The organism is uncultured Bacteroides sp., from assembly GCF_902472605.1.
In the GTDB taxonomy this organism is placed as follows: Bacteria; Bacteroidota; Bacteroidia; order Bacteroidales; family Bacteroidaceae; genus Phocaeicola.
The window spans coordinates 102,153-125,514 of sequence record NZ_CABROP010000002.1 but is presented as its reverse complement, the minus strand read 5'-3'; the positions used below and the strand labels follow the sequence as shown (position 1 = coordinate 125,514).

Sequence of the window (23,362 nt, the reverse complement as noted above, 5' to 3'; positions counted from 1 at the left end):
GTAATGAGTAGATTATTACGGGGTAATTTCAAGAGGATTTAAACGAAAAAAGAGGTCATTCTCCTGATGGGAGTGACCTCTTTTTGATAGGATACATTTATTCTTATTCTTTTTCTTTCAAGCTTTCGTCAATGGCCTTGATTTTACCCAGTACCAGTTCCATGTCTTTTTTCAGACGTTCAATCTTACGGGTGATATCGGCCACCAGTGTATTTCCTTTCTTGGAAGAAGAGTTCAGGAATCCCAAGTTGTTTTCGTAGGTCTGGATGTCGTTCTTCAGCCCTTCGTAAGTGCGAACCAAGCGTTCACGGTCACGATACAGATTGCTTTCCTTGTTGCCACTGGTGCGTACGTTGCTTAGGCGTTTTTCTGTAGCCGACAGATGCAGACGGTCGAACAGCTTGTCTACCAGGCCGTGGAATTCCTTGTACAGGCGGTCTTTTTCCTTGAAAGGTACGAAGCCGATGGCGTTCCATTCCTTCATCAAGGCACGAACCTGTTCTGCGGTAGCTTCATCAGCCGTTCCGGCAGCTTCGAGGGCAGCCATCCGCTTGATGACATCTTCCTTCTTCGCCTGATTTTCCACTTCTTCCGTACGCTGTGAAGAAGTCGCCTTGTTTTTCTGTTCAAAGAAATAGTCGCAGGCACCGATGAAACGTTTCCATACCGCATCCGAATGCTTCTTGGCTACCGGACCGATGGTTTTCCATTCCTTCTGGAGTTTAGTCAGAATGTCGGCTGTCTCTTTCCAGTCGGTGCTGTCTTTCAGGGCTTCCGCCTTTTCACAAAGCGCCTTTTTCTTTTCCAGGTTGGCCGCCATGGTTTCCTTTATAGATTTGAAGAATGCAGCTTTCCGGCGGAAGAACTCATCGCAAGCAGCCCGGAAGCGTTCAAAAATCTTGACGTTCATCTTCTGTGGCGCATAGCCGATGGTTTTCCATTTGGCTTGCAGAGCCAAGATTTCCTGTGTCTTTTCTTCCCAGTCGGCAAAGGTGGTAAACTTGTCGTATTCCATGCCTTCCACGATTTCACAAATCACGGTTTTCTGGTCCAAGTTGTTCTGTTCCTTTTCTTTCAGCTCCTCAAAGTGCTGCTGATGACGTTTGTTGATTACCGTGGAAGCCGCTTTGAAACGGGTCCAGATGGCTTCGCGCAAATCTTTGGCTACCGGTCCGATGGCCCGGAACTCCTGGTGAAGCTTTTGCAGCTGGTGGAAGGCCGAAATGACATCGGGTTCATCGGCCAGCTTCTCTGCGGCTTCGCACAGGCGGGTTTTCAGCTCCAGGTTCTTCTTGAAGTCGTATTCACGGAACTCGTTGTTCAGCTTTACCATGTCGTAGAATTTTTCGGTATAAAGCTGATACGTTTTCCAGAGCTCGTTGACTTTAGCTGCAGGTATTTGTCCGATTTCGTTCCATTCCTGTTGGAGTTTCTTGAAATCATCGTAAATCTTGTTTGTATCTTCTTGTGATTCGGTCAGGTATTTCATTCTTTCCAGAATGCCCAGCTTTTTAGTAAGGTTTTCTTCTTTTTCCTTTTCCTGCGCAGCAGCCAAGGCATTTCTTTTTTCCTTGATGGCATTCATGACCTTCTTGAATTCTTCTTCAACTGGTTCTGCTTGCGGGATAAAATCGTCTGCATTTCCTCCTGCTTCGATGAAAGCTTTCCGTGCCGCTTCTGATTTGGCCTTTTGAAGTTTGTAGAATGTTTGTTTGAGGGTGTCGATTTCCTGTTTGTCGGTCAGGTCGTTCTTTTCATTGATTTCCTTGAGGCGTTGCACCACTTCTTCCAAGGTCTGTTTCGGAGTGTACGTATCCTTTTCGGTTTCTTCCATAGTAGGAACCGGGGCTTCAACGGGTTTTTCCATTGGCGCCTCAGTTAATGGGCGGTTAGTTTCGTTTACTTCCATCGTATATAGATTTTAAAGAGTATAATTCTTTTGTTTGTATATGTGTGTTTATAAAAAAACTCTTACAAATTAAAGAAATAAAATCTGATTTTCATACTTTTTCAGACGAAAACTATAAAAATAGAATGATTTTTCTGAAGAGATTTGAATAAATAGGAGGATTTCCGTCGTTTTTGAGGGGGTGAAAAAAAACGCCTTTGCGTTTGAAGGAAAACGTAAAGGCGTTTTGTTCAAAACGTAAAGGCGTTTGAAGTAAAATGTACTTGCGTTTTACTCCAAACGCACTTGCGTTTTTTAGGGGAGATTTTTAGGCCAATAATACGGTGATTCCCATGTACATCAGCATACCGATAATGTCGTTGGTGATGGAGATGAACGGTCCGGTGGCAATGGCCGGGTCGACTTTCAGCTTTTCCAGGGTCATGGGGACCAGCGTGCCGAATATAGAGGCGAACATGACGACGGCAAACAGGCTGATGGACACGGAGTAGCTTACGGTGGCACTGGCTCCGAAACGGATGAAATTGTAGATGTACACCAGCATGGAGATGATGGTAGCGTTGATGAGGGCTACTACTGATTCTTTGAGTACCTGCTTGAAGGTGTTTTCGGCGCTCAGCGAACTGTTGGCCAGGCCTTGTACCACCAAGGCAGACGATTGGGTTCCTACGTTTCCTCCTGTACCACCAATCAGCGGAATGTAGAGAGCCATTTCCGGATGGGCCGCAAAAGTGGTGTCGAAATTCCCTAAAATCATGGAGTTGCCGATTCCTCCGAGCATACCGATAAGCAGCCAGGGCAGGCGGGCAGTGGTCTGACGGAATACGTTATCGTCAGTTTCTACGTCCTGTGACAAACCGGATGCCAACTGGTAGTCACGTTCGGCCTGTTCACGAACCTCATCCATCACGTCGTCGACGGTAATTCGTCCTACCAGACGGCCGATGCTGTCGACTACGGGAACGGCTACCAGGTCGTATTTCTCAATGGTCTGCACCACTTCTTCAATCGGAGTGTCTACGTGAACGGAAATCGGGTCTTTTTTCATCACGTGTTTCACTTTGGATACCGACGGGCTGGTAATCATCTTCTTCAACGGGAATACTCCTCGCAGGCGTTCGTCGTCATCCACTACATAGACGTAATAGATTTCGTCCATGTCTTCGGCCTGCAGACGCATCTCGCGCAGACACTCAGGCATACTCCAGTTTTCGTTCACAATCACCATTTCCGTACCCATCAAACCACCGGCGGTATCTTCGTCGTACTTTAGCAAGTCGACAATGTCGCCCGCCTGTTCGATGTCTTCGATGTGTGAAAGCACTTCTTCCTGCTTGTCTTCGTCCATCTCTCGGATAATGTCGACGGCATCGTCCGAGTCCATGTAATCCACAAACCGTTTGGCGATGGTCTCCGGAGGCAGGATTTCGAGGAATTTCTTTCGGGCATCCTCGTCCATTTCAATCAATACGTCGGCTGCCGTTTCGTTGTCCAGCAGCAGGTAGATGAAGCGGGCGTCTTCGGCGTCCAGCTCGTTGCATAGTTCGGCAATGTCGGCCGGGTGAAGGTCTTTGAGTACCTCTTTCAGCTGGTCGGAATCTTTCTTCTCAATCAGCTCGGTGACGGTTTTGATATCTTCGCTGTTCATCTCGTAAGTTTCAGATGAGTTCTTTTATTGTAGTCTGTAGTCTCGTGTGCAGGGTTATTCCGCTTTAGGAGCGGAAGTTTGCAGGGCCTGTTCTACCCGGTTGGTCAGGTCGATGAAGTCTTGTACGGATAATTGTTCCGGTCGCTTGTTGAAGATGGGGTCGGCGCTGAGCGGGTTTCCCTTGTCCAAAATAGATGAAATGGAATTGCGGAGTGTCTTGCGGCGCTGGTTGAACGTGGTCTTGACAATCTGCTTGAACAGTTGTTCGTTGCAGCCCAGTTCCTTGGTTTCGTTGCGGGTCATGCGGATGACGGCGCTCTTTACTTTCGGGGGAGGGTTGAACACGTGCTCATGCACCGTGAACAGGTATTCCACGCTATACCAGGCCTGTATCAGCACGCTTAGGATACCATATGTCTTGTTCCCTGGGGATGCGGCAATACGTTCAGCCACTTCTTTCTGAATCATACCCGTACAGCAGGGAATGAGGTCCTTGTTGTCGAGCATCTTGAAGAAAATCTGGCTGGATATGTTGTAAGGATAGTTCCCGGTCAAAACGAAAGGCTTTCCGTCGAAAAGTTGCCGGAGATCCATTTTCAGAAAATCCTGTTCGATGATGTGGTCGCCCAGCTGCGGAAAGTTCTCGCGCAGATATGCCACCGATTCAAAGTCGAGTTCCACGACTTTGAGCGGGCGCTCTTTCTTCAGCAGGTATTGGGTGAGTACGCCCATTCCGGGGCCTACCTCGAGAACGGGAAGTGCCGGGCAGGTATCTACCGTGTCGGCGATGTCTTGCGCCACTTGCAGGTCTTTCAGAAAGTGTTGTCCTAAAAACTTTTTAGGTTTTACTAATTTCATGCCTCAGGTTTTAAATGTTCATATTATCTTTGTATCTTGCAAAGTTAAATATAAATCTTTATATACCGACTGATTTTGGAACGAACAGGTTTAAAAAAAATAATAAACAAGGTCTTTCAGATTGCCCTTCCGCTGGTATTGGGAGCGGCTATTCTGTGGTGGACCTACCATGATTTTGATTTCCGGCGGGTGTGGAGCGTGCTCGACGGGGGGATGAATTACGGCTGGATGGCCTTTTCACTGGTATTCGGTGTGTTGGGACATTTGTTCCGCGGATGGCGCTGGAATCTGACGTTGGCTCCATTGGGCGAATATCCGAAAGTGGCAAACAGTGTGTATGCAGTGTTTGTATCGTATGCAGCCAATTTGGTGGTACCCCGTGTGGGCGAAGTGTCCCGTTGTGGCATATTGGCGAAATATGATGGCGTTTCTTTTTCCAAATCGTTGGGTACGGTGGTTACCGAGCGCTTGATTGACAGTCTGTGTGTCATCCTCATCACGGTAGTGACCCTGTTGCTTCAGTCGCGTATTTTTGCGGCATTCTTCGAAAAAACAGGTACGAACATGGGGTTCTTTACCGGACTTTTCACTTCGACCAACTTTTATATTACCTTGACTTGCCTGTTTGCTGCAGGAATATTGTTTTTCTTTCTGGTCCGTAAGTTGGCCATTTTTACAAAAGTACGGAGTATTCTGAATGATGTATGGGCCGGATGCCTTTCTCTCCGCCATGTGAAACGCCCTTGGCTATTTACCTTATATACTATAGGTATATGGGCCTGCTACTTCTTGCAGTTCTATGTCAGCTTCTATTGCTTCGATTTCTCGGCTTCGCTGGGATGGATGCCGGGGCTGGTGATGTTCGTGGTAGGAAGTATTGCAGTGGCGGTGCCTACTCCCAATGGGGCCGGGCCGTGGCATTTTGCGGTCATCACCATGATGATGATGTATGGGGTTGGTAAAGATGATGCAGGAATATTTGCCCTGTTGGTGCATGGTATTCAAACCTTTTTATTAATTTTGCTTGGTATTTATGGCCTTGTGGCTTTACCTTTGGTAAATAAGAAACACGCCGGAAAGTAATTTGCTTGCCGGATAAAATCAAATAACAATATGAACGAAATTCTTTCTTTGGCTCCGCAGAATGTGTGGAAGCATTTCTATTCGTTGACTCAAATTCCCCGTCCGTCGGGACATTTGGAAAAAATTCAGGCCTTCTTGCTGGATTTCGGTAAGCAGGTGGGTGTGGAATCATTTCAGGATGAAGCCGGAAACATTATCTATCGGAAGCCGGCTACTCCGGGCATGGAAGACCGTAAGGCCGTTATTCTGCAGGCCCACATGGATATGGTTCCTCAGAAAGACAAACATACACAGCATGATTTTGAAAAAGATCCTCTTTCAGTCTATGTAGACGGAGAATGGGTGAAAGCAAAAGGTACGACTTTGGGATCAGACGACGGTATGGGCGTGGCAGCCATCATGGCAGTCATGGAAGACAAGTCGCTGAAACACGGTCCGCTGATGGCACTGATTACGGCCGATGAAGAAACCGGTATGTATGGTGCTTTCGGTTTGAAACCGGGTACGGTGGAAGGAGATATCCTGCTGAACCTGGATTCTGAAGAAGAAGGACAGCTTTATATAGGTTGTGCAGGTGGCGAAGACCTGACAGCTACATTGGAATACAAGGAAGTGGAAACCGATCCGGAAGACGTGGCGCTGAAAGTGACGTTGAAAGGTTTGCGCGGTGGTCACTCCGGTATCCAGATTGGCTGGGGACATGCCAATGCCAACAAACTGATGGCGCGTTTCATGAATCAGGTGATTGCTTACGATGAGGCTTGCCTGGTATCTTGGGAAGGCGGTAACATGCGCAATGCCATTCCGCGTGACTGTGAAGTGGTAATTACCGTACCGGCTTCGGAAGTGGATGATGTGTTGGCTTTCGTAGGTGAATGTGAGCAGGTATGGCGCGATGAATATGCGACCATTGAAGATAACCTGAGCTTTACGGCTGAGCGTGTAGACTTGCCGAAGATGATGGTGCCCGATGAAATCCGTGACAACTTGGTAGATGCTATCTATGCTTGTCCGAATGGAGTGGAACGCTTTATTCCGACCATTCCGGATACGGTGGAAACTTCTTCCAACTTGGCTATCGTAGAAATCGGTAAGGGAAAAGCTGCCATCAAGGTACTGACCCGCAGTGCTCGTGAGTCTATGAAGGATTACCGCAATACAGCAATTGAAAGCTGCTTCTCTATGGCTGGTATGCACGTAGAACGTTCTGGCAGCTATTCTGGTTGGGAACCGGATGTGAATTCTCCGATTCTGCATGCCATGAAGGATGCTTACAAGGCACAGTTTGGAGAAGCACCGGAAGTGAAAGTGATTCATGCCGGACTGGAATGTGGTATCATCGGTGCCATTGTGCCGGGATTGGATATGATTTCATTTGGTCCTACGCTGGAATGCCCGCACACTCCGGAAGAACGTTGCCATATTCCGTCAGTAAAGAAATTCTATGACTTCTTGGTAGCTACTTTGGAGAATACGCCGAAGAAATAAATTTTTGGCCCCCAATATAAATAGATACGGAGAGAATCTGGTTCGTATGGAATCTGGATTCTCTCCGTTTTTTGTATCCTTGGAAGAGTGCGTTTTGCTTCTTTTAATTAAAATCTATGCAGTAATATGGGAAATCTGCTTTATCTTTATAAGAAACCAATGAAGTAAAATTTAAAATTAAAGGATATGAACAGATTATTCTTGCTAAGCGCCGTTTGGTTGTGGGCTCTTCTTACCCCGTTGGTCGGAGTTGCTCAGAGTTATGACCGTCTGTGGAAAGAGGTAGAAGAGAGCCGTAAGAAGGATTTGCCGAAAACCCTGATTTCGCAGGTAAATCAGATTTATGAAAAAGCGAGGAAGGAAAAGAATACGCCACAGTTGTTGAAAGCCTATCTTTCACGTGTGGAATGTCAGATAGAATTGACGCCAGACAGTCTGTCGAAGGAACTTCAGTATATGAAAGATTGGGCGATGGAAGAGAACGATCCTTTGCAGAAAGCAGTGCTGATGTTCCTGACAGGATATTATCTGCTGGAGTCAGATTCGGAAAAGACGGACAGCGTGCGGTATTATTTTGACCAGTCGGTCAAAGACAAGGATGCCTTGGTGGCTGTTTCAGCTGCGGATTTCCGCCCGATGGCGAGGGTTGGAAAATGGAGCCAGCGTTATTTCGGCGATACGATGTACGACTTGCTGTTGCGGCAGGCCATTTATCAGTGGAAGATGAATGGTCGGGACAGCAAGGAGGTGCAGTGTGTGGTGTACGATGATTATGAGAAGTTGTTGGCACAATATAAGGCTGTAAACAATCGGGAAGCAGAATTGTTGACGCGCCTGGAACGGTTGGATGGCTGGCTGCACAGGGGATGGAAGTATCCGCAGCAGGTATCGGACACACAAGCGGTGGAATGCTGGAAGGCATGGGCGGAAACCTATGCCGGGTTGGATGCTTGTGCGGCCGTATATATCTGCTGGGCCGATTTCTATCACCAAAAACAGGATTATGTGTCCGAAATGAAAGTGATTGAAGAAGGTTTGAAGCGTTATCCCAAGTCGGAATTTGCCGCCGACTTGAAAGACAAGCAGCGTATTGTGTGCATGCCTTCACTTTCGGTACAGGTAACCCGACCTTATCCGCAGGCAGAAACGGAACTTCGTGTCGTCAGCAAGAATCTGAAAGGGGCTACGTTGGAATGGTATAAATTGAATCTCAAGGCATCTTCTTCTGTGTTTGCCAATAGTGTGGACCATGCAGCGTTAATCAAGAAATATGGCAAACTGGTGGACAAGGTGCGGCTGGACTTGCCGGATACACCTGATTATAAGGATTCGGTATCTGTCTTGACTCGTCGGATGCCGGAGGCTGGGATTTATGTGTTGAAGTCGGTTCCCGATGGTTATAAGGATAAGCCAGGATACGATGTGGTACATCTGTCTTCACTCCAGGTGGTTTCTTTCCCGATGGAAGGAAATCAGACGGAATGCCATGTGGTGGACCGGAAGACCGGTTCGCCGGTGGCCGGAGCCGAACTGGTGTTCTATTCGATTCCGGTACCGGGCAATTATACGGTATATAAGACTTATCTTACGGACAAGCAAGGGAAGGCGGTTGTGCCGGATATGAAATCACAGTTATGGATGCATGCACGTACCGCAAAAGATGATTTTATGGAGGTATCTTATTGGTCCAGAAGAGTCTTGTCGACTGTCAACCGTTCTCAGAAAGCGACCGACCGGATGGATTTGTTTACCGACCGGGCGCTCTATCGTAAAGGTCAGACGGTCTATGTGTCGGGAGTGGCCTATACGCAGGAAGGGGATGAGGTACAGGTCCGTAAGGGTACAGCTGTTTGGCTGGCATTGCGGGATGCCAACAACCGGGAAATCGCCCGAAAGGAATTGACGACCGATGATTTCGGGGCATTCTCCACGGAGTTTCAGTTGCCGTCGGAAACCTTGGCAGGTACCTTCCGCATTGAATCGGACAAAACTTCTTGTACTATCCGTGTGGAAGAGTACAAACGTCCGACATTTGAGGTAACCTGGAAAGACGTACAGAAAACCTATACCATGGGCGATTCTCTGACGTTGGAAGGGATAGTGAAGAAATTTTCCGGCGCCCCCGTACAAGGTGGCAAGGTACGTTATACTTTAACGCGTTCGAAAGCGTGGTTCTGGCGGACGACTGCAGAGGAACAACAACTGGCGGAAGGAGAATTGACAACCCAGCCGGATGGGACCTTTGCGGTAAAAGTCTGTTTGGTACGTCCGGATACGGAAGTCTCTTTGGGATGGGATGGATTCTATCGTTACCAGGTGAAGGCGGAAGTGACGGATGTGGCTGGAGAAACCCAGGAAGGGCTGATGGTGCTTCCGGTAGGGGAACATGCTGTGGGCTTGCAAATCAAGGGACTGAGGGAAAAGGTCGCTCGGGAAAAACTGGAGAAGATTCAGGTGCAGGCTTTGAATCTGCAACGGCAGCCGGTGACGCTGGAGGTGTTTTGTCGTCTTTATGTCTTGAATGAGGTCGGAGAGAAAGGGCAGACCGTGTGGTCGGATACGGTATCGTCCGCTCAGCCTTTCTTGCCGGAAGAATGGAAGGAACTGGCTTCCGGGAAATACTTGCTGGAGGTTTCGGCCCGCGATGACCAGGGACGTCCTTGCCGTACAGAACAGGAATTCATTCTCTTCTCTTTGAGTGACAGTGTTCCTCCGATAAAGGCCGTGGAATGGTTCTATCAGGACGGTACAGAACTGTGTGCCGATCAGCCGGTGACGTTGTACGTGGGTAGCAGTGAATCGGATGTGCATTTGTTCTATCATGTGTATAGTGGAAATCGGATGCTGGTATCAGAAGTTCAGGTCTTGAATCAGGAAATCCGTCCGTTCTCCTATACTTGGAAGCCGGAGTATGGAGACGGAATCACCGTGAGCTTTGGCTTTATGAAGGATGGCATCTGGTATTCCAAGCAGGTGGCTTTGAAGCGTCCGGTTCCCGAGAAGAAATTGACCTTAAAATGGGAGACTTTCCGCGACCGTCTGCGTCCGGGTACGGAAGAAACCTGGACGATGCGGATTTTGGATGCTTCCGGTAAACCGGCGGATGCCCGTCTGTTGGCTACTTTGTACGATGCTTCCCTTGACCGTTTATGGGAGAATCCGTGGAACTTTAATTTGAGTTTCAGCCGCTATACGCCTTCGGTAATACCGTTTATCCAGCAGGTGAACAGCGTAGCAATGGCTTATTCTCCATTTTATACTTATTCGTTGTCATCGGTTTATGTGCCGGATAACTGGCAGTTATACAGTAGCTTGTGGATTCCTTCCTTGAGGCAGTACAGAAGTTTTACCCGCAACGGGTTAATGGTTCGAGGAACGGGAATCATGATGAAGGCAGCTGCAGTAGCACCAAATGTGATGATGAAAGAGGATGTGGCTTTGGCGGAAGAGGGATTCTCCCAAAATGATGGGATACCGCGTGTGGAACTTCAGTCGGAAACAGTGAATATAGAGATAGAGCCGAATCTGACTTTACGAGAGAATTTCGCAGAGACTGCTTTCTTCTATCCGGATTTGCGTACCGATTCCACTGGTACTGTACGGTTGGTCTTTACCGTTCCGGATGCGTTGACTCAATGGAAGTTCCAGGGATTTGCCCATACTCGCGACATGGATTATGGACTGATGCAGGCTGAAACCCGTACCGAAAAACCGTTTATGGTTCAGCCGAACTTGCCTCGTTTCCTTCGTCAGGGCGATGAGGCCTCGCTGGCAGCTTCGTTGGTGAACTTGTCACCCGAAGAAGTGGAAGGGAAGGTTAAGCTGGAACTGGTGAACCCAATAGATGGAAGCATGGTCTATCAGTCGGCCCAGAACTTTCAGGTAAAGGTCGGAGAGACGGGTAGTGTACGCTTTGCCTTTCCAGTAGATACAGATTGTGAGGTCCTGATTTGCCGGATGCAGGCAGAAGCCGGTGAGTTCAGTGACGGAGAACAGCATTATCTGCCGGTCCTGACCGATAAGCAGTGGGTCACTGAAACCCAGTCGTTGCAGGTAGAAGCGGGACAGTCCCAGCAAGTGAACTTGGAGAAGATGTTCAACGGGCAGAGCAAGACCGTCGAAAACCGCAGATTGACCATTGAATTGACCTCTACGCCGATATGGTACGCCGTACAGGCTCTTCCGGTGGTAGGAACTCCACAACAGGACGATGCGTTCTCTTGGGCTGCGGCTTATTATGCTCAGACGCTGGCACAGAAGATTGTGGAACTGAATCCGCAGATTCAGACGGTGTTTGATGCGTGGCGGAAACAAGGCGTGAAGAAAGAAACCTTGTGGAGTGAGTTGGAGAAAAAGCCGGAAGTAAAGAATCTGTTGCTGGCTGAAACTCCTTGGCTGGCTGAGGCTGCCAGTGAGCAGGAACAACGGCAGCGGATTGGCTTGCTGTTTGACTTGAACACGATGAAGTATCGCATGGAGCAGACCGTACAGAAATTGGCTACCTTGCAAAAAACGGATGGAAGCTGGAGCTGGTTTGGTGGTATGCAGGGCAGCCGGATGGTGACCACCCAGGTGACAGAATTATTGGCTCGTCTGAAATCTATGCAGGTAGGATTGGATGTACGGGTATCGGATATGTACCTGAAAGCCTTGAACTATCTGGAAGGAGCTTTCTGTGAGGAATATCGGCAATTGAAGGAGAATGAATTGAGAACAAAGGGAAAACTGTTGCCCAGTGGTTTGGCTGTGAGATATTTGTATATCGTGTCATTGGATAAGGCAGCCTCGGACAGGGTGCAGCCGTCAGCCAAGGCATACATGGTAGCGAAACTGGAAGACCGTTCCAGTGAATACACCATTTATGAAAAGGCCATGATTGCCCGTATTCTGCAGGCACAGGGCAAGAAACAGCAGGCTGAAATTTTGGTACATTCCATCAAGGAATACACGGTGACTACCCCGGAGATGGGCCGTTATTTCGATACTTCTAAAGCTTTGTATGCTTGGAATGGATATCGAATCCCGACGCAGGTGGCTGCCATGGAAGCCATTCAACAGATAGAGAAGGATGAAACGATGCTGAACGAGATGAAACACTGGTTGTTGAAACAGAAGCAGGTGCAGTGCTGGAGTACGCCGCTGGCTACGGCAGATGCCCTTTATGCCCTGTTGTCGGATGGAATGGCGTTGAAAGAAACCGGAAAGATGGAGGCAAAGGGTACAGATATCCGACTGGAGACTCCTGACGACGGACTGGGCTACATCCGTCAGATCTGGACCGGAAAAGCTGCGGAGGAAAAGACACTGACGGTCAGCCAGACGGGAAAAGGTGCCGGATGGGGAGCGGTTTACACCCAATACCTGGAAGAAATGGACAAGATTCAGTCGTTTGAAGGTGACGGCTTGAAGGTTTCACGGGAGTATATATATAAAGGTAAGACTTTGAAGCGGAAAGCGACGTTGCACGTCGGTGACCGGCTGACGGTTCGTCTGACTTTCCGTACCGACCGGGATATGGACTTTGTCAGTCTGAAGGATGAACGGGCAGCCTGCATGGAGCCCGTGCAGCAGTTGTCGGGTTATGTTTGGAAGGATGGCTTGGGCTATTATCGGGTACCGGGAGATGCTTCTACTTCGTTCTTTATGGATCATCTGCGGAAAGGTACGTATGTGATAGAATACGAGGTCTATATAGACCGTGCCGGGACTTATCAGGCCGGTACGGCTACTATCCAGTCAGTCTATGCACCGGAATTTGGAAGTCATACAAAAGGAGAGGTCCTTCAAGTGGAATAAATTACTCCGGGCAGGTGTTTCCTGCCCGGATTTTTTTGTGTCGTAGGCTCGGCGGAATAAATTTTCAGACTTGATTTTGCTTGTTTCTGTTTTCTCTTTATCTTTGTTTCCGTAATTTAGAAAGAATAAAATCAATGAAACGTATATATACTCTTTTCTTGTTGTGTATGGCTGCCTGTTTTTCTTTGTTTGCACAGCCTAAAATTACTTTTGACATGCAGACGAAGGATTTGGGGTATGTCTTGTGGAGAAATCCGGCCACTGTGGTTTATTCGTTTACCAATACGGGTGACAGTCCCTTGGTTATCTCTAACGTAACGACCTCTTGCGGCTGTGCCAAGGCTACTTGGACAGAAGAACCGGTCCCGGCTGGCGGAAAAGGGAAGATTACAGTGGTATTCGATGCAGAAGCTATCGGACATTTCTATAAGGATGTGGGCGTGTATTGTAATGCGTCTCCCATGCCTATTTATCTGGATTTTAACGGAGAAGTGACGGCCGATGCCAAGAACTTCTCGTTTACTCATCCGTATGCCATCGGAGCTATCCGGTTGAACATGGATGAACTGGACTTTAATTCGGTGAACAAAGGAGACCATCCGGTAATTGAACTGCAGGTGGCTAACTCTTCCAATAAGGCGTATTCGCCCGTACTGATGCATTTGCCTCCTTATCTGGAAGCTACGGCAGTACCTGAAAAGTTGGGAAGAGGAAAAGCGGGTAAAATTTTGGTTACGTTGGATTCAGAGAAACTTCCGAAATTGGGTATTACCCGTGCTTCCGTCTATCTGTCCCGTTTCCCGGGTGATAAGGTGGGTAGTGAGAATGAAATTCCTGTATCTGTGGCTTTATTGCCCGATTTCTCCAAACTGACGGAACAGCAGAAAAACAATCCGCCGCAGATTACCTTGTCGGCCAAGGAATTGCAGTTTGTGGATTTGAAACCCAATCAGAAGAAGTCGCAGACTATAGTCATATCAAATACGGGTAAATCAAACTTGAACATTCAGGATATGCAGGTGTTCAGCATGGCACTGGCCGTGAAGCTGAACAAGAGGGAACTGAAACCGGGAGAATCTACGAAAATGAAGATTACCGTGCTGACCCATAACCTGTCTCGCGTGAAAGGAACTCCGCGTGTCTTGATGATAACCAACGATCCTAACCAACCGATGATTACCATCCGTGTGAAAGCCCGGCTGAAATCGTCGGATAAATAAAATATATATGGAACACCCCGAAAACAACGAAGCTTATAAGGGGTTAACTGTAAACCAAGGAGTGGAACAGCCCTCCATTGTTAATCCTTATCTGAAACTGAGAAAGAAACCCAAACGTCGCCAGTACACAGCTGCGGAGTATGTGGAAGGTATCGTAAAAGGCGATGTGACCATGTTGAGTCAGGCCGTGACGCTGGTGGAGAGTGTAAAACCGGAGCATCAGGCCTTGGCGCAGGAGGTCATTGAAAAATGTCTGCCTTATTCCGGTAATTCCATCCGCATCGGCATCAGTGGGGTGCCGGGTGCAGGAAAGAGTACGTCGATTGACGTATTTGGCTTGCATGTACTGGAAGAAACTGGAGGCAAACTGGCCGTGCTGGCCATCGACCCCAGTAGTGAGCGTTCCAAAGGAAGTATCCTGGGTGACAAGACCCGCATGGAGAAACTGTCTGTACATCCCAAATCCTTTATCCGTCCGAGTCCTTCTGCAGGTTCGTTAGGAGGAGTAGCCCGTAAAACCCGTGAGACTATCATTTTGTGCGAGGCCGCAGGGTTTGACAAAATCTTTGTGGAAACGGTCGGAGTAGGGCAGAGTGAAACGGCCGTCCATTCCATGGTCGATTTCTTCCTGTTGATTCAGTTGGCGGGTACGGGAGACGAGTTGCAAGGCATTAAGCGAGGTATTATGGAGATGGCCGACGGCATTGTCATTAACAAGGCTGATGGGAATAACATTGAGAAAGCCAAGTTAGCAGCTACTCATTTCCGCAACGCCCTTCATCTTTTCCCGGCTCCGGAGTCTGGGTGGACCCCTCAAGTGCTGACTTATTCCGGTTTTTACAATATCGGTATCAAGGAAATCTGGGACATGATTTACGCCTACATTGATTTTGTTCGCAAGAACGGATATTTTGAACGTCGGCGGAACGAACAGGCCAAGTACTGGATGTATGAAACCATCAACGAGCATCTGCGTGACAGCTTCTACCAGAATCCGCAGATTGCTTCTCTGTTACCTTTGCAGGAACAGGAAGTGCTGGACGGAAAATCCACTTCTTTCTCTGCGGCGAGGAAGCTGCTGGAACTCTATTTCGCGGGTTTGAAATAAAAATATTGCATAAATATGTAGATTCTTTTACAATTCTTTGTGGCTTGAATAAAAATAAAGAAGAAAAGCCGGAGATATCATCCTGTACAATGAATTAATATGTAACTTTGCGGACCAATTTTAAGAAATCATGCAAAGTGAAACCAAACCGATTATAGAGGTAAAGGGCGTATCGAAGTTTTTTGGTGAAAAAACGGCCTTGGATAACATCAACCTGTCCATTAAAAAAGGAGAGTTTGTAACCATACTGGGACCTTCAGGTTGCGGCAAGACGACCTTGCTGCGCCTGATTGCCGGTTTCCAGACAGCTTCGGAAGGAGTCATCTGCATTGCGAGTAAAGAGATTACCCAGACTCCGCCTCACAAGCGTCCGGTGAATACCGTGTTCCAGAAGTACGCATTGTTTCCCCATCTGAATGTGTATGACAACATTGCTTTCGGATTGAAACTGAAGAAACTTCCGAAAGACGTAGTGCTGAAAAAGGTCAAGGCTGCCTTGAAAATGGTGGGTATGACCGACTATGAGTATCGTGACGTGAATTCGCTTTCTGGCGGACAGCAGCAGCGTGTGGCCATTGCCCGTGCCATCGTGAACGAACCGGAGGTGCTGTTGCTGGATGAACCGTTGGCAGCCCTCGACCTGAAGATGCGCAAGGACATGCAGATGGAGCTGAAGGAGATGCACAAGTCATTGGGCATTACTTTCGTGTATGTCACCCACGACCAGGAGGAAGCCTTGACCCTGAGCGATACCATCGTGGTGATGAGCGAGGGACGTATCCAGCAGATTGGTACTCCTACCGATATTTACAATGAACCCATCAATTCGTTCGTGGCCGATTTTATTGGCGAAAGCAACATCCTGAACGGGGTGATGGTGAAAGACAAGCTGGTGCATTTCTGTGACCGCGACTTTGAATGTGTGGATGAAGGTTTCGGAGAGCAGACTCCGGTGGATGTGGTAATTCGTCCGGAAGACTTGTATATTTTTCCGGTATCGGATATGGCACAGCTTCGCGGTGTGGTACAATCGTGCATTTTCAAGGGAGTGCATTATGAAATGGTGGTGCTGTGCCAGGACTATGAGTTCGTGGTGCAGGATTATCATGCATTTGAGGCCGGTATGGAAGTCGGCTTGCTGGTGAAGCCTCATGACATCCATATTATGAAAAAAGAACGGTTGTGCAACACCTTCGATGGAAAATTGCTGGATGAAACGCACGTGGAGTTCCTGGGTTGTACCTTCGAATGTGCACCGGTCGACTTGCAGAAAGTTCCTTTAGGTGAAGTGCAGGTAGAAGTGGATTTTGACAAGATTGACTTGCAGGACGATGCCGAAGACGGTACGTTGACAGGAGAAGTGAAATTCATTCTTTATAAAGGAAACCATTATCACCTGACCGTCTGGTCGGATTGGGATGAAAATGTATTTGTCGATACCAATGACGTATGGGATGACGGAGACCACGTGGGCATATCCATCGCTCCGAAAGACATCCGGGTACGTGTAAAACAGGAGGAACGATGAACAAGTTGCGTTTGTTTTTTCTGTCACGGCGAAGCTGGACTTTGCCTTACCTGATTTTTTCAATCATCTTCGTGATAATTCCGTTGGTCCTGATTGTGATTTATGCCTTCACGGACGATATGGGCCGGATTACCTTGGATAACTTCCGAAAGTTTCTGGCACATCCGGAAGCCGTTAACACCTTTGTGTATTCCATTGGCATTGCCTTGCTGACGACCATTGGCTGTATTGTGTTAGGTTATCCGGCGGCGTGGATTCTGAGCCGGAGTCGTTCCAGCTATTCCCGTACGCTGATTATGCTGTTCATCCTTCCCATGTGGATTAACATCCTGATACGTACGCTGGCTACAGTGGCTTTGTTCGATTTTGCCAGTCTTCCGTTGGGCGAAGGAGCCTTGATTTTCGGAATGATTTACAACTTTATTCCGTTTATGATTTATCCCATTTACAATACGCTTCAGAAAATGGATCCCAGCTATGTGGAGGCAGCGCAAGACTTGGGAGCCAACTCGTTCCAGGTGTTCTGGAAGGTGGTTCTTCCGTTGTCCATGCCGGGGGTAGTGAGCGGCATCATGATGGTGTTCATGCCTACCATTTCGACTTTTGCCATTGCGGAACTACTTACCATGAACAACATCAAACTGTTTGGTACCACCATTCAGGAGAATATCAACAACAGCTTGTGGAATTACGGAGCGGCACTATCACTGATTATGCTCTTCTTGATTGCCGCCACCTCTTTGTTTAGTGCCGACGATAAGAATGATTCGGAGAAAGGAGGACAGGTATGGTAAAGAAGATTTTGATGCAGACCTATCTGTGGGTGTTGTTGCTGATGCTGTATGCTCCGATTTTGATTATTGTGATTTATTCGTTCACCGAAGCCAAGGTGTTGGGTAACTGGACCGGCTTTTCGTTCAACCTGTATCGCTCGCTGTGTAATACGAGTGCCCATCATTCCCTGATGAATGCGTTGGTCAATACGGTAGCCATCGCTTTCATTGCGGCCACGGTTTCTACCTTGTTGGGCAGTGTGGCCGCCATCGGTATTTACAACTTGAAGGCCCGGAGCCGAAAAGCCATGGGATTCATCAATACCATTCCGATTTTGAACGGAGATATCATTACCGGTATTTCCTTGTTCCTGCTTTTCGTGTCATTGGGCATTACCCAAGGTTTCACGACCGTGGTGCTGGCACACATCACTTTCTGTACGCCCTATGTGGTGTTGAGCGTATTGCCGCGCTTGAAGCAGATGAATCCGAATCTGTATGAGGCGGCGCTCGATTTGGGGGCTACTCCCATGCAGGCCCTGTGGAAGGTGATTATTCCGGAAATCCGTCCGGGAATGATCAGCGGTTTTCTGCTGGCGCTGACCATCTCCATTGATGATTTTGCCGTGACGGTATTCACTATCGGTAACCAGGGACTGGAAACCCTTTCTACTTATATTTACGCAGATGCCCGAAAGGGAGGACTGACTCCGGAGCTTCGTCCGTTGTCTGCCCTCATTTTTGTGGTGATTCTGGTATTGCTTATCATTATTAACCGTAGAGCCGACAAAGCAAAGAACAAATGAAACAGAAGATGAAAAGGTGGAACTGGTGGGCCTTGCTCTGCATGTGTTGCCTGCTGACAAGCTGTTACAATACGGATGAGTCGCGCGAGAATGTGCTGAAGGTGTACAACTGGGCCGATTACATCGGCGAGGGAGTATTGGAGGATTTCCAGCAATATTATAAGGAACAGACGGGTGAGGATATCCGTATTGTGTATCAGACTTTCGATATCAATGAAATCATGCTGACAAAGATTGAAAAGGGGCATGAAGATTTTGACGTAGTTTGTCCGTCGGAGTATATCATCGAACGTATGTTGCACAAGGGACTCCTGCTGCCCATCGATACCGTTTTTGCGCATTCGCCTAATTATATGAAAGGGGTGGCTCCCTATATCCGCCAGCAGATTGACAAATTGACGATACCGGGTAAACCCTCGGCCAACCGGTATGCGGTTTGCTACATGTGGGGTACGGCTGGGCTGTTGTATAACAAGAAATATGTCTCTGCTCAAGATTTGCATTCCTGGGGTTGTCTATGGGACAAGCGGTATGCAGGAAAAATCTTGATGAAGGATTCCTACCGTGATGCGTATGGCATGGCTTTGCTGTATGCCCATCGCGAAGATTTGAAAGACAGTACCCGCAGTGTGGCCAGCTTGATGAACGATTATTCACCGGCCTCTATGGATTCGGTGGAAAAGTACCTGAAACTGCTGAAACCCAATGTGGCAGGTTGGGAAGCCGATTTTGGAAAAGAGATGATGACCAAGGGCAAGGCTTGGATGAACATGACCTGGAGCGGCGATGCCCAGTGGGCTATTGAGGAGGCTGCGGAAGTAGGGGTTGATTTGGGATACACTGTGCCGGAGGAAGGAAGTAACGTGTGGTACGATGGCTGGGCGATTCCCAAGTATGCGAAGAATCCGAAAGCGGCCAGTTATTTCATCAATTTCCTGTGCCGTCCGGACATTGCCTTGCGTAATATGGAAGAAAACGGCTATGTCAGTTCCATTGCTGCTCCGGAAATTATGGAAGCCTGCATTGACTCCACGCTGGACAAGGAAGTAGATGCCAGCTATTTCTTCGGGCCGGAAGCCCGTCACGTGAAATTACGCAACACCCAGTATCCCGATAAGTCGGTGATAGCCCGTTGTGCCATGATACGCGACTTTGGCGACAAGACAGTGGACGTACTGGAAATCTGGTCGCGCGTGAAAGGAGACAATCTGAACAGTGGGCTGGTCATTCTGATTCTGCTGGTGTTTGTCGGCCTGAGCGCCTGGCAGATTCGTCGCCGCTGGTTGCGTTACAAACGGAGCCATTACAAGCGTTCGCGTCGGAAACTTCGCCGCAAGTGAGTTGCAAATTGAAATACCAAAAAGAAACCTCCTTCCCGGGTACGCCCGAAAAGGAGGTTTTTTTATGTGTGATGTGAGTGAAAAATCAGATAGACAATTCATGCAATACGTTCACCAGTTCACGGTCAATCGGCTTGTCGTTCTTGATGGCCTTGGTAAACGGTACGTATACAATCTGGTCGTTTTCGATACCGATCATCACGTTGCGCTGGCCTTCCATCAAAGCCTGGATGCTGGCTACACCCATACGGCTGGCGATGATACGGTCGTGAGCGGTCGGACGTCCACCACGCTGCAAGTGTCCTAAGATAGTGACACGTACATCATACTGCGGATATTCGTTCTTCACACGTTCTGCATAGTGCATGGCCCCTCCTGTGATTTCACTTTCGGCTACCAATACGATGGAACTGCTTTTTGATTTACGGAACCCGTTGTTGATGAATTCTTCCAGCTGGTCTACTTCTGTGTTGAATTCCGGAATGATAGCTGCTTCTGCTCCGGCAGCAATGGCGCCGTTCAATGCCAGGAAGCCGGCATCACGTCCCATTACTTCTACGAAGAACAGACGTTCATGAGAAGTCGCGGTATCACGAATCTTGTCCACTGCATCCAGAATGGTGTTCAGGGCAGTGTCATAACCGATGGTGGTATCTGTACCAAACAAGTCATTGTCGATGGTACCGGGAAGTCCGATACAAGGTACATCAAATTCTTGTGCCAGCAGGCGGGCACCGGTCAAAGAACCATCTCCACCAATGATGATGAGGGCATCGATACCTTCACGCTGCATGGTTTCGTAAGCGATTTGACGACCTTCCGGGGTGCGGAACTCCTGACAACGTGCAGTTTTCAGGATTGTACCTCCTAATTGTATGATATTACTGACATTTTCAGTCTTAAACTCCTTGATTTCACCTGTGATCAATCCTTTGTAGCCTCTATAAATACCTTTTACTTTCAGCCCGTTGTAGATAGCTGAACGGGTGACGGCTCTGATTGCGGCATTCATGCCTGGTGCATCTCCTCCGGAGGTTAGAATACCGATACATTTAATAGTTCCCATAATTGTTAGTTGTTAGTTTGATTTTTATGAGGCAAAAGTACAAAAACTGTTGCTATTTATTGACGGTTTTTTCTCTTATTCTTCGTTCATTATAACTTTTTTACACGCTTCCATCAGCCATTTGGGGGTAGAGGTGGCTCCACAGATTCCAATGGAATGTGCATGTGACAAAATGCTTTTGTCAATCTCTTCCGGTTTGTCAATCTGATAGGAGTTGGGGTTGACTTTCTTACATTCTTGAAAGAGGATTTTTCCATTGGAACTTTTGTGTCCGCAGACGAAGAAAATCAGGTCATGGCTGGCCGCAAACTCCCGGATGTGGGGCATACGGTTGGCTACCTGCCGGCAGATGGTATCGAAATACTGGAAGGTGGCTTCCGGTGAGATGTGTTCCTCAATGTAGGACACAATCTGGCGGAACTCATCCAGTGATTTGGTGGTCTGTGAATACAGCCGGATGTCTTTCGTCATGTCGAGTTTGTTCACCTCTTCCAGCTTCTCAATGACGATGGCTTTTCCTTGTGTCTGGCCTACCAGTCCCAGTACTTCTGCATGGCCGTTCTTTCCATAGATGACAATCTGCCGTTCCCGGTCGCTGGGAGTCGTGTCATACTCCTGCTTGATTCTTTTCTGTAACCGTAAAACTACCGGACAGGTAGCATCAATGATTTCAATCTGGTTTTTGCGGGCCAGTTCGTAGGTCTCGGGCGGTTCGCCGTGGGCACGCAGCAATACCTTGACATTGTGCAGGCGGGCAAACTCTTCGTGGTTGATGGTAATCAGTCCCAGTCTCTTCAGGCGTTCACACTCCTGGCCGTTGTGTACAATATCCCCCAGACAATACAGGGTTTCTCCTTTTGCCAATTCTTCTTCTGCCTTGGAGATGGCTGTGGTTACTCCGAAGCAGAATCCGGACTCTTTATCTATTTCAATGTGATGCATGAGTGGCTTTTTCAAATTGTTTCTTTAACCATTCTTTCTGTTCGGGAATTGTCATTTCGCTGTTGTCCAACAGGATGGCATCATCGGCCTTGCGCAGCGGACTCACTGCCCGGCTTTGGTCAATGCGGTCGCGTTCTTCCACGTTGTGCAAGATTTCATCGAAGGAGGTCTCCTGTCCTTTGGCCTTGAGTTCCTCGTAGCGGCGCTGGGCACGAATTTGTGCGGAAGCGGTCACAAAGATCTTCAGTTCGGCATTCGGGAATACGGCCGTACCGATGTCGCGTCCGTCCATGACAATGCCTTTTTCCTTGCCCATTTCCTGCTGCTGATGTACGAGCGCTTCACGTACGAAACCAAGAGCGGCTACCGGACTCACATGAGAGGAAACCTCCATGGTGCGGATACGGTCTTCCACATTTTTCCCGTTAAGGAAGGTCATTGGGCGCTGGGTGTCCGGATTGAGCTGGAACGAAATGTGAATCTGGTCCATCTGCTGGCGCAGGGCTTCTTCTTGGATGCTTCCGTCGGCATTGAACAGCTTGTTCTCCAGGCAATAAAGCGTGACAGCCCGGTACATGGCACCGCTATCTATATAAATGTAACCGATTTCTTTGGCTAAATCTTTAGCCATGGTACTTTTCCCGCAGGAAGAGAACCCGTCGATGGCAATGATTATTTTTTTCATGATTTGGTTGCAATAAAATGGATTGAACTAGGGCAAAGATAGTGCAAATCCTTTGTATGTGGATGTTTTTGCGTAAAGTTTTTAGTATTCCTTTCATATATAATAAGGTAGAAAAGGGTCTGGACATAAACCTTAAAAGCCCTTATTGCATAGAGTAGATTGTTTTTTTATATTCTCTGTCTCGCATTGTGGAATTTGTATCCCACACTGTGAAATATATATCCCACACTGTGGTTTTTATATTCCACAGTGTGAAACAGAGAATTAGACGTGGAATTTTCTATTAAATTCAGGTGCGAAATAAAAAAATGCATTGTTTTACATAATTTTTACTTCGGAAAGGCGAATTTTTGAGGATTTGTGTTACCTTTGTCGCGTATAGAATATTAACCTTTTAATAAACACATTTATGGAAGTCAAGAAATCGCCGAAAGCGGACCTCGAGGGCAAAAAGACCACGTGGATGTTGGTAGGTTTCGTACTGATCTTGGCAGCGATGTTTGTGGCGTTCGAATGGACAGAACGTGATAAACAAGTCACTACCGATACCGGTATCACCGAACCGACTTTTGAGGAAGAAATGATTCCTATCACTGAACAGGAGGAACAGAAACAAGCTCCACCTCCTCCCGAAGCACCGAAAGTAGAAGAAGTATTGCAGATTGCAGAAAATGATGCAAATGTAGAAGAATCTACTATCCAGTCAAGTGAGGAAAACAATCAGGCCGTAGAAATCAAGTATGTACCGGTTGAAGTAGAAGAAGAAGAACCGGAAGAACAGCAGATTTTCCAGGTTGTAGAAGAGATGCCGGAATTCCCGGGTGGTATGGCTGAATGTTTGAAGTTCATCAGCAAGAACATCAAGTATCCGACTATCGCACAGGAAAACGGTGTACAGGGACGTGTAATCATTCAGTTCGTTGTGAACCAGGATGGTTCTATCGTAGACCCGGTTGTTATGCGTAGTGTAGACCCGTACTTGGATAAAGAAGCACTCCGCGTGATCAAGATGATGCCGAAATGGAAACCAGGTAAGCAGCGTGGTAAAGCTGTACGTGTGAAATACACCGTGCCTGTAACCTTTAAGTTGCAGTAATCTAATGATACTATAA

General features: G+C 47.8%; 16 protein-coding genes. 10 read left to right on the top strand and 6 right to left on the bottom strand.

From position 1 onward, the window contains the following. Positions 1 to 103: 103 nt before the first annotated feature. From RDP42_RS01115 to rsmA, 3 genes are all read right to left on the bottom strand, one after another. Positions 104 to 1,909: a DUF349 domain-containing protein gene (locus RDP42_RS01115; RefSeq protein ID WP_308762179.1), complete on the bottom strand. Its 1,806-nt coding sequence runs from the start codon at positions 1,907 to 1,909 to the stop codon at positions 104 to 106. A 307-nt stretch (positions 1,910 to 2,216) separates the two neighbouring features. After that, the gene (mgtE, locus tag RDP42_RS01110; RefSeq protein WP_303915667.1) at positions 2,217 to 3,557 is read right to left on the bottom strand and encodes a magnesium transporter; all 1,341 of its coding nucleotides are present in this window, start codon (positions 3,555 to 3,557) and stop codon (positions 2,217 to 2,219) included. Between the two features lie 54 nt (positions 3,558 to 3,611). Further along, positions 3,612 to 4,415, bottom strand: coding sequence for a 16S rRNA (adenine(1518)-N(6)/adenine(1519)-N(6))-dimethyltransferase RsmA (gene rsmA / locus RDP42_RS01105; protein WP_308762178.1), 804 nt, complete (start codon positions 4,413 to 4,415; stop codon positions 3,612 to 3,614). A gap of 75 nt (positions 4,416 to 4,490) precedes the next feature. Here rsmA and RDP42_RS01100 point away from each other — a divergent pair, with 75 nt between their 5' ends. The 9 genes from RDP42_RS01100 (at position 4,491) to RDP42_RS01060 (ending at position 19,557) form a co-directional block, all read left to right on the top strand. Beyond that, positions 4,491 to 5,498, top strand: a complete 1,008-nt coding sequence (locus tag RDP42_RS01100) for a lysylphosphatidylglycerol synthase transmembrane domain-containing protein (protein ID WP_303915664.1) — start codon at positions 4,491 to 4,493, stop codon at positions 5,496 to 5,498. A gap of 30 nt (positions 5,499 to 5,528) precedes the next feature. Further along, positions 5,529 to 6,986 carry an aminoacyl-histidine dipeptidase gene (locus RDP42_RS01095; protein ID WP_308762177.1) on the top strand — a complete coding sequence of 486 codons (1,458 nt, stop codon included), beginning with the start codon at positions 5,529 to 5,531 and terminating at the stop codon, positions 6,984 to 6,986. A gap of 186 nt (positions 6,987 to 7,172) precedes the next feature. Continuing rightward, positions 7,173 to 12,782 (top strand): alpha-2-macroglobulin family protein, encoded by a 5,610-nt coding sequence (locus RDP42_RS01090; protein ID WP_308762176.1) that lies wholly within the window; start codon positions 7,173 to 7,175, stop codon positions 12,780 to 12,782. A gap of 134 nt (positions 12,783 to 12,916) precedes the next feature. Then, positions 12,917 to 14,002: a DUF1573 domain-containing protein gene (locus RDP42_RS01085; protein ID WP_308762175.1), complete on the top strand. Its 1,086-nt coding sequence runs from the start codon at positions 12,917 to 12,919 to the stop codon at positions 14,000 to 14,002. A 7-nt stretch (positions 14,003 to 14,009) separates the two neighbouring features. Beyond that, positions 14,010 to 15,110, top strand: coding sequence for a methylmalonyl Co-A mutase-associated GTPase MeaB (gene meaB, locus RDP42_RS01080; protein WP_308762174.1), 1,101 nt, complete (start codon positions 14,010 to 14,012; stop codon positions 15,108 to 15,110). Positions 15,111 to 15,240: 130 nt separating this feature from the next. Next, positions 15,241 to 16,638: an ATP-binding cassette domain-containing protein gene (locus RDP42_RS01075; protein WP_308762173.1), complete on the top strand. Its 1,398-nt coding sequence runs from the start codon at positions 15,241 to 15,243 to the stop codon at positions 16,636 to 16,638. Then, positions 16,635 to 17,432: an ABC transporter permease gene (locus tag RDP42_RS01070; protein WP_303915648.1), complete on the top strand. Its 798-nt coding sequence runs from the start codon at positions 16,635 to 16,637 to the stop codon at positions 17,430 to 17,432. The genes RDP42_RS01075 and RDP42_RS01070 overlap by 4 nt, the downstream gene beginning before the upstream one ends. After that, entirely contained in the window at positions 17,426 to 18,217 is a 792-nt protein-coding gene (locus RDP42_RS01065) for an ABC transporter permease (protein WP_303915645.1), read from the top strand. Before RDP42_RS01070 ends, RDP42_RS01065 begins: the two co-directional genes overlap by 7 nt. After that, positions 18,214 to 19,557 (top strand): ABC transporter substrate-binding protein, encoded by a 1,344-nt coding sequence (locus tag RDP42_RS01060; RefSeq protein WP_374046889.1) that lies wholly within the window; start codon positions 18,214 to 18,216, stop codon positions 19,555 to 19,557. The genes RDP42_RS01065 and RDP42_RS01060 overlap by 4 nt, the downstream gene beginning before the upstream one ends. Before the next feature lie 85 nt (positions 19,558 to 19,642). On the opposite strand, the gene pfkA is transcribed toward RDP42_RS01060, so the two are convergent. The 3 genes from pfkA to cmk form a co-directional block, all read right to left on the bottom strand. Next, the gene (gene pfkA, locus RDP42_RS01055) at positions 19,643 to 20,623 is read right to left on the bottom strand and encodes a 6-phosphofructokinase (RefSeq protein ID WP_072543438.1); all 981 of its coding nucleotides are present in this window, start codon (positions 20,621 to 20,623) and stop codon (positions 19,643 to 19,645) included. A gap of 75 nt (positions 20,624 to 20,698) precedes the next feature. Beyond that, positions 20,699 to 21,565 carry a 4-hydroxy-3-methylbut-2-enyl diphosphate reductase gene (locus RDP42_RS01050; protein WP_308762172.1) on the bottom strand — a complete coding sequence of 289 codons (867 nt, stop codon included), beginning with the start codon at positions 21,563 to 21,565 and terminating at the stop codon, positions 20,699 to 20,701. Next, a complete protein-coding gene (gene cmk, locus RDP42_RS01045; protein ID WP_308762171.1) occupies positions 21,552 to 22,250 on the bottom strand; it encodes a (d)CMP kinase in 699 nt (232 codons plus the stop codon). Before cmk ends, RDP42_RS01050 begins: the two co-directional genes overlap by 14 nt. A gap of 409 nt (positions 22,251 to 22,659) precedes the next feature. Between cmk and RDP42_RS01040 the strand changes: the two genes are divergently transcribed. Then, on the top strand, positions 22,660 to 23,346 hold the full coding sequence (locus tag RDP42_RS01040) for a TonB family protein (protein ID WP_308762170.1): 687 nt from the start codon (positions 22,660 to 22,662) through the stop codon (positions 23,344 to 23,346). Positions 23,347 to 23,362: the final 16 nt, after the last annotated feature.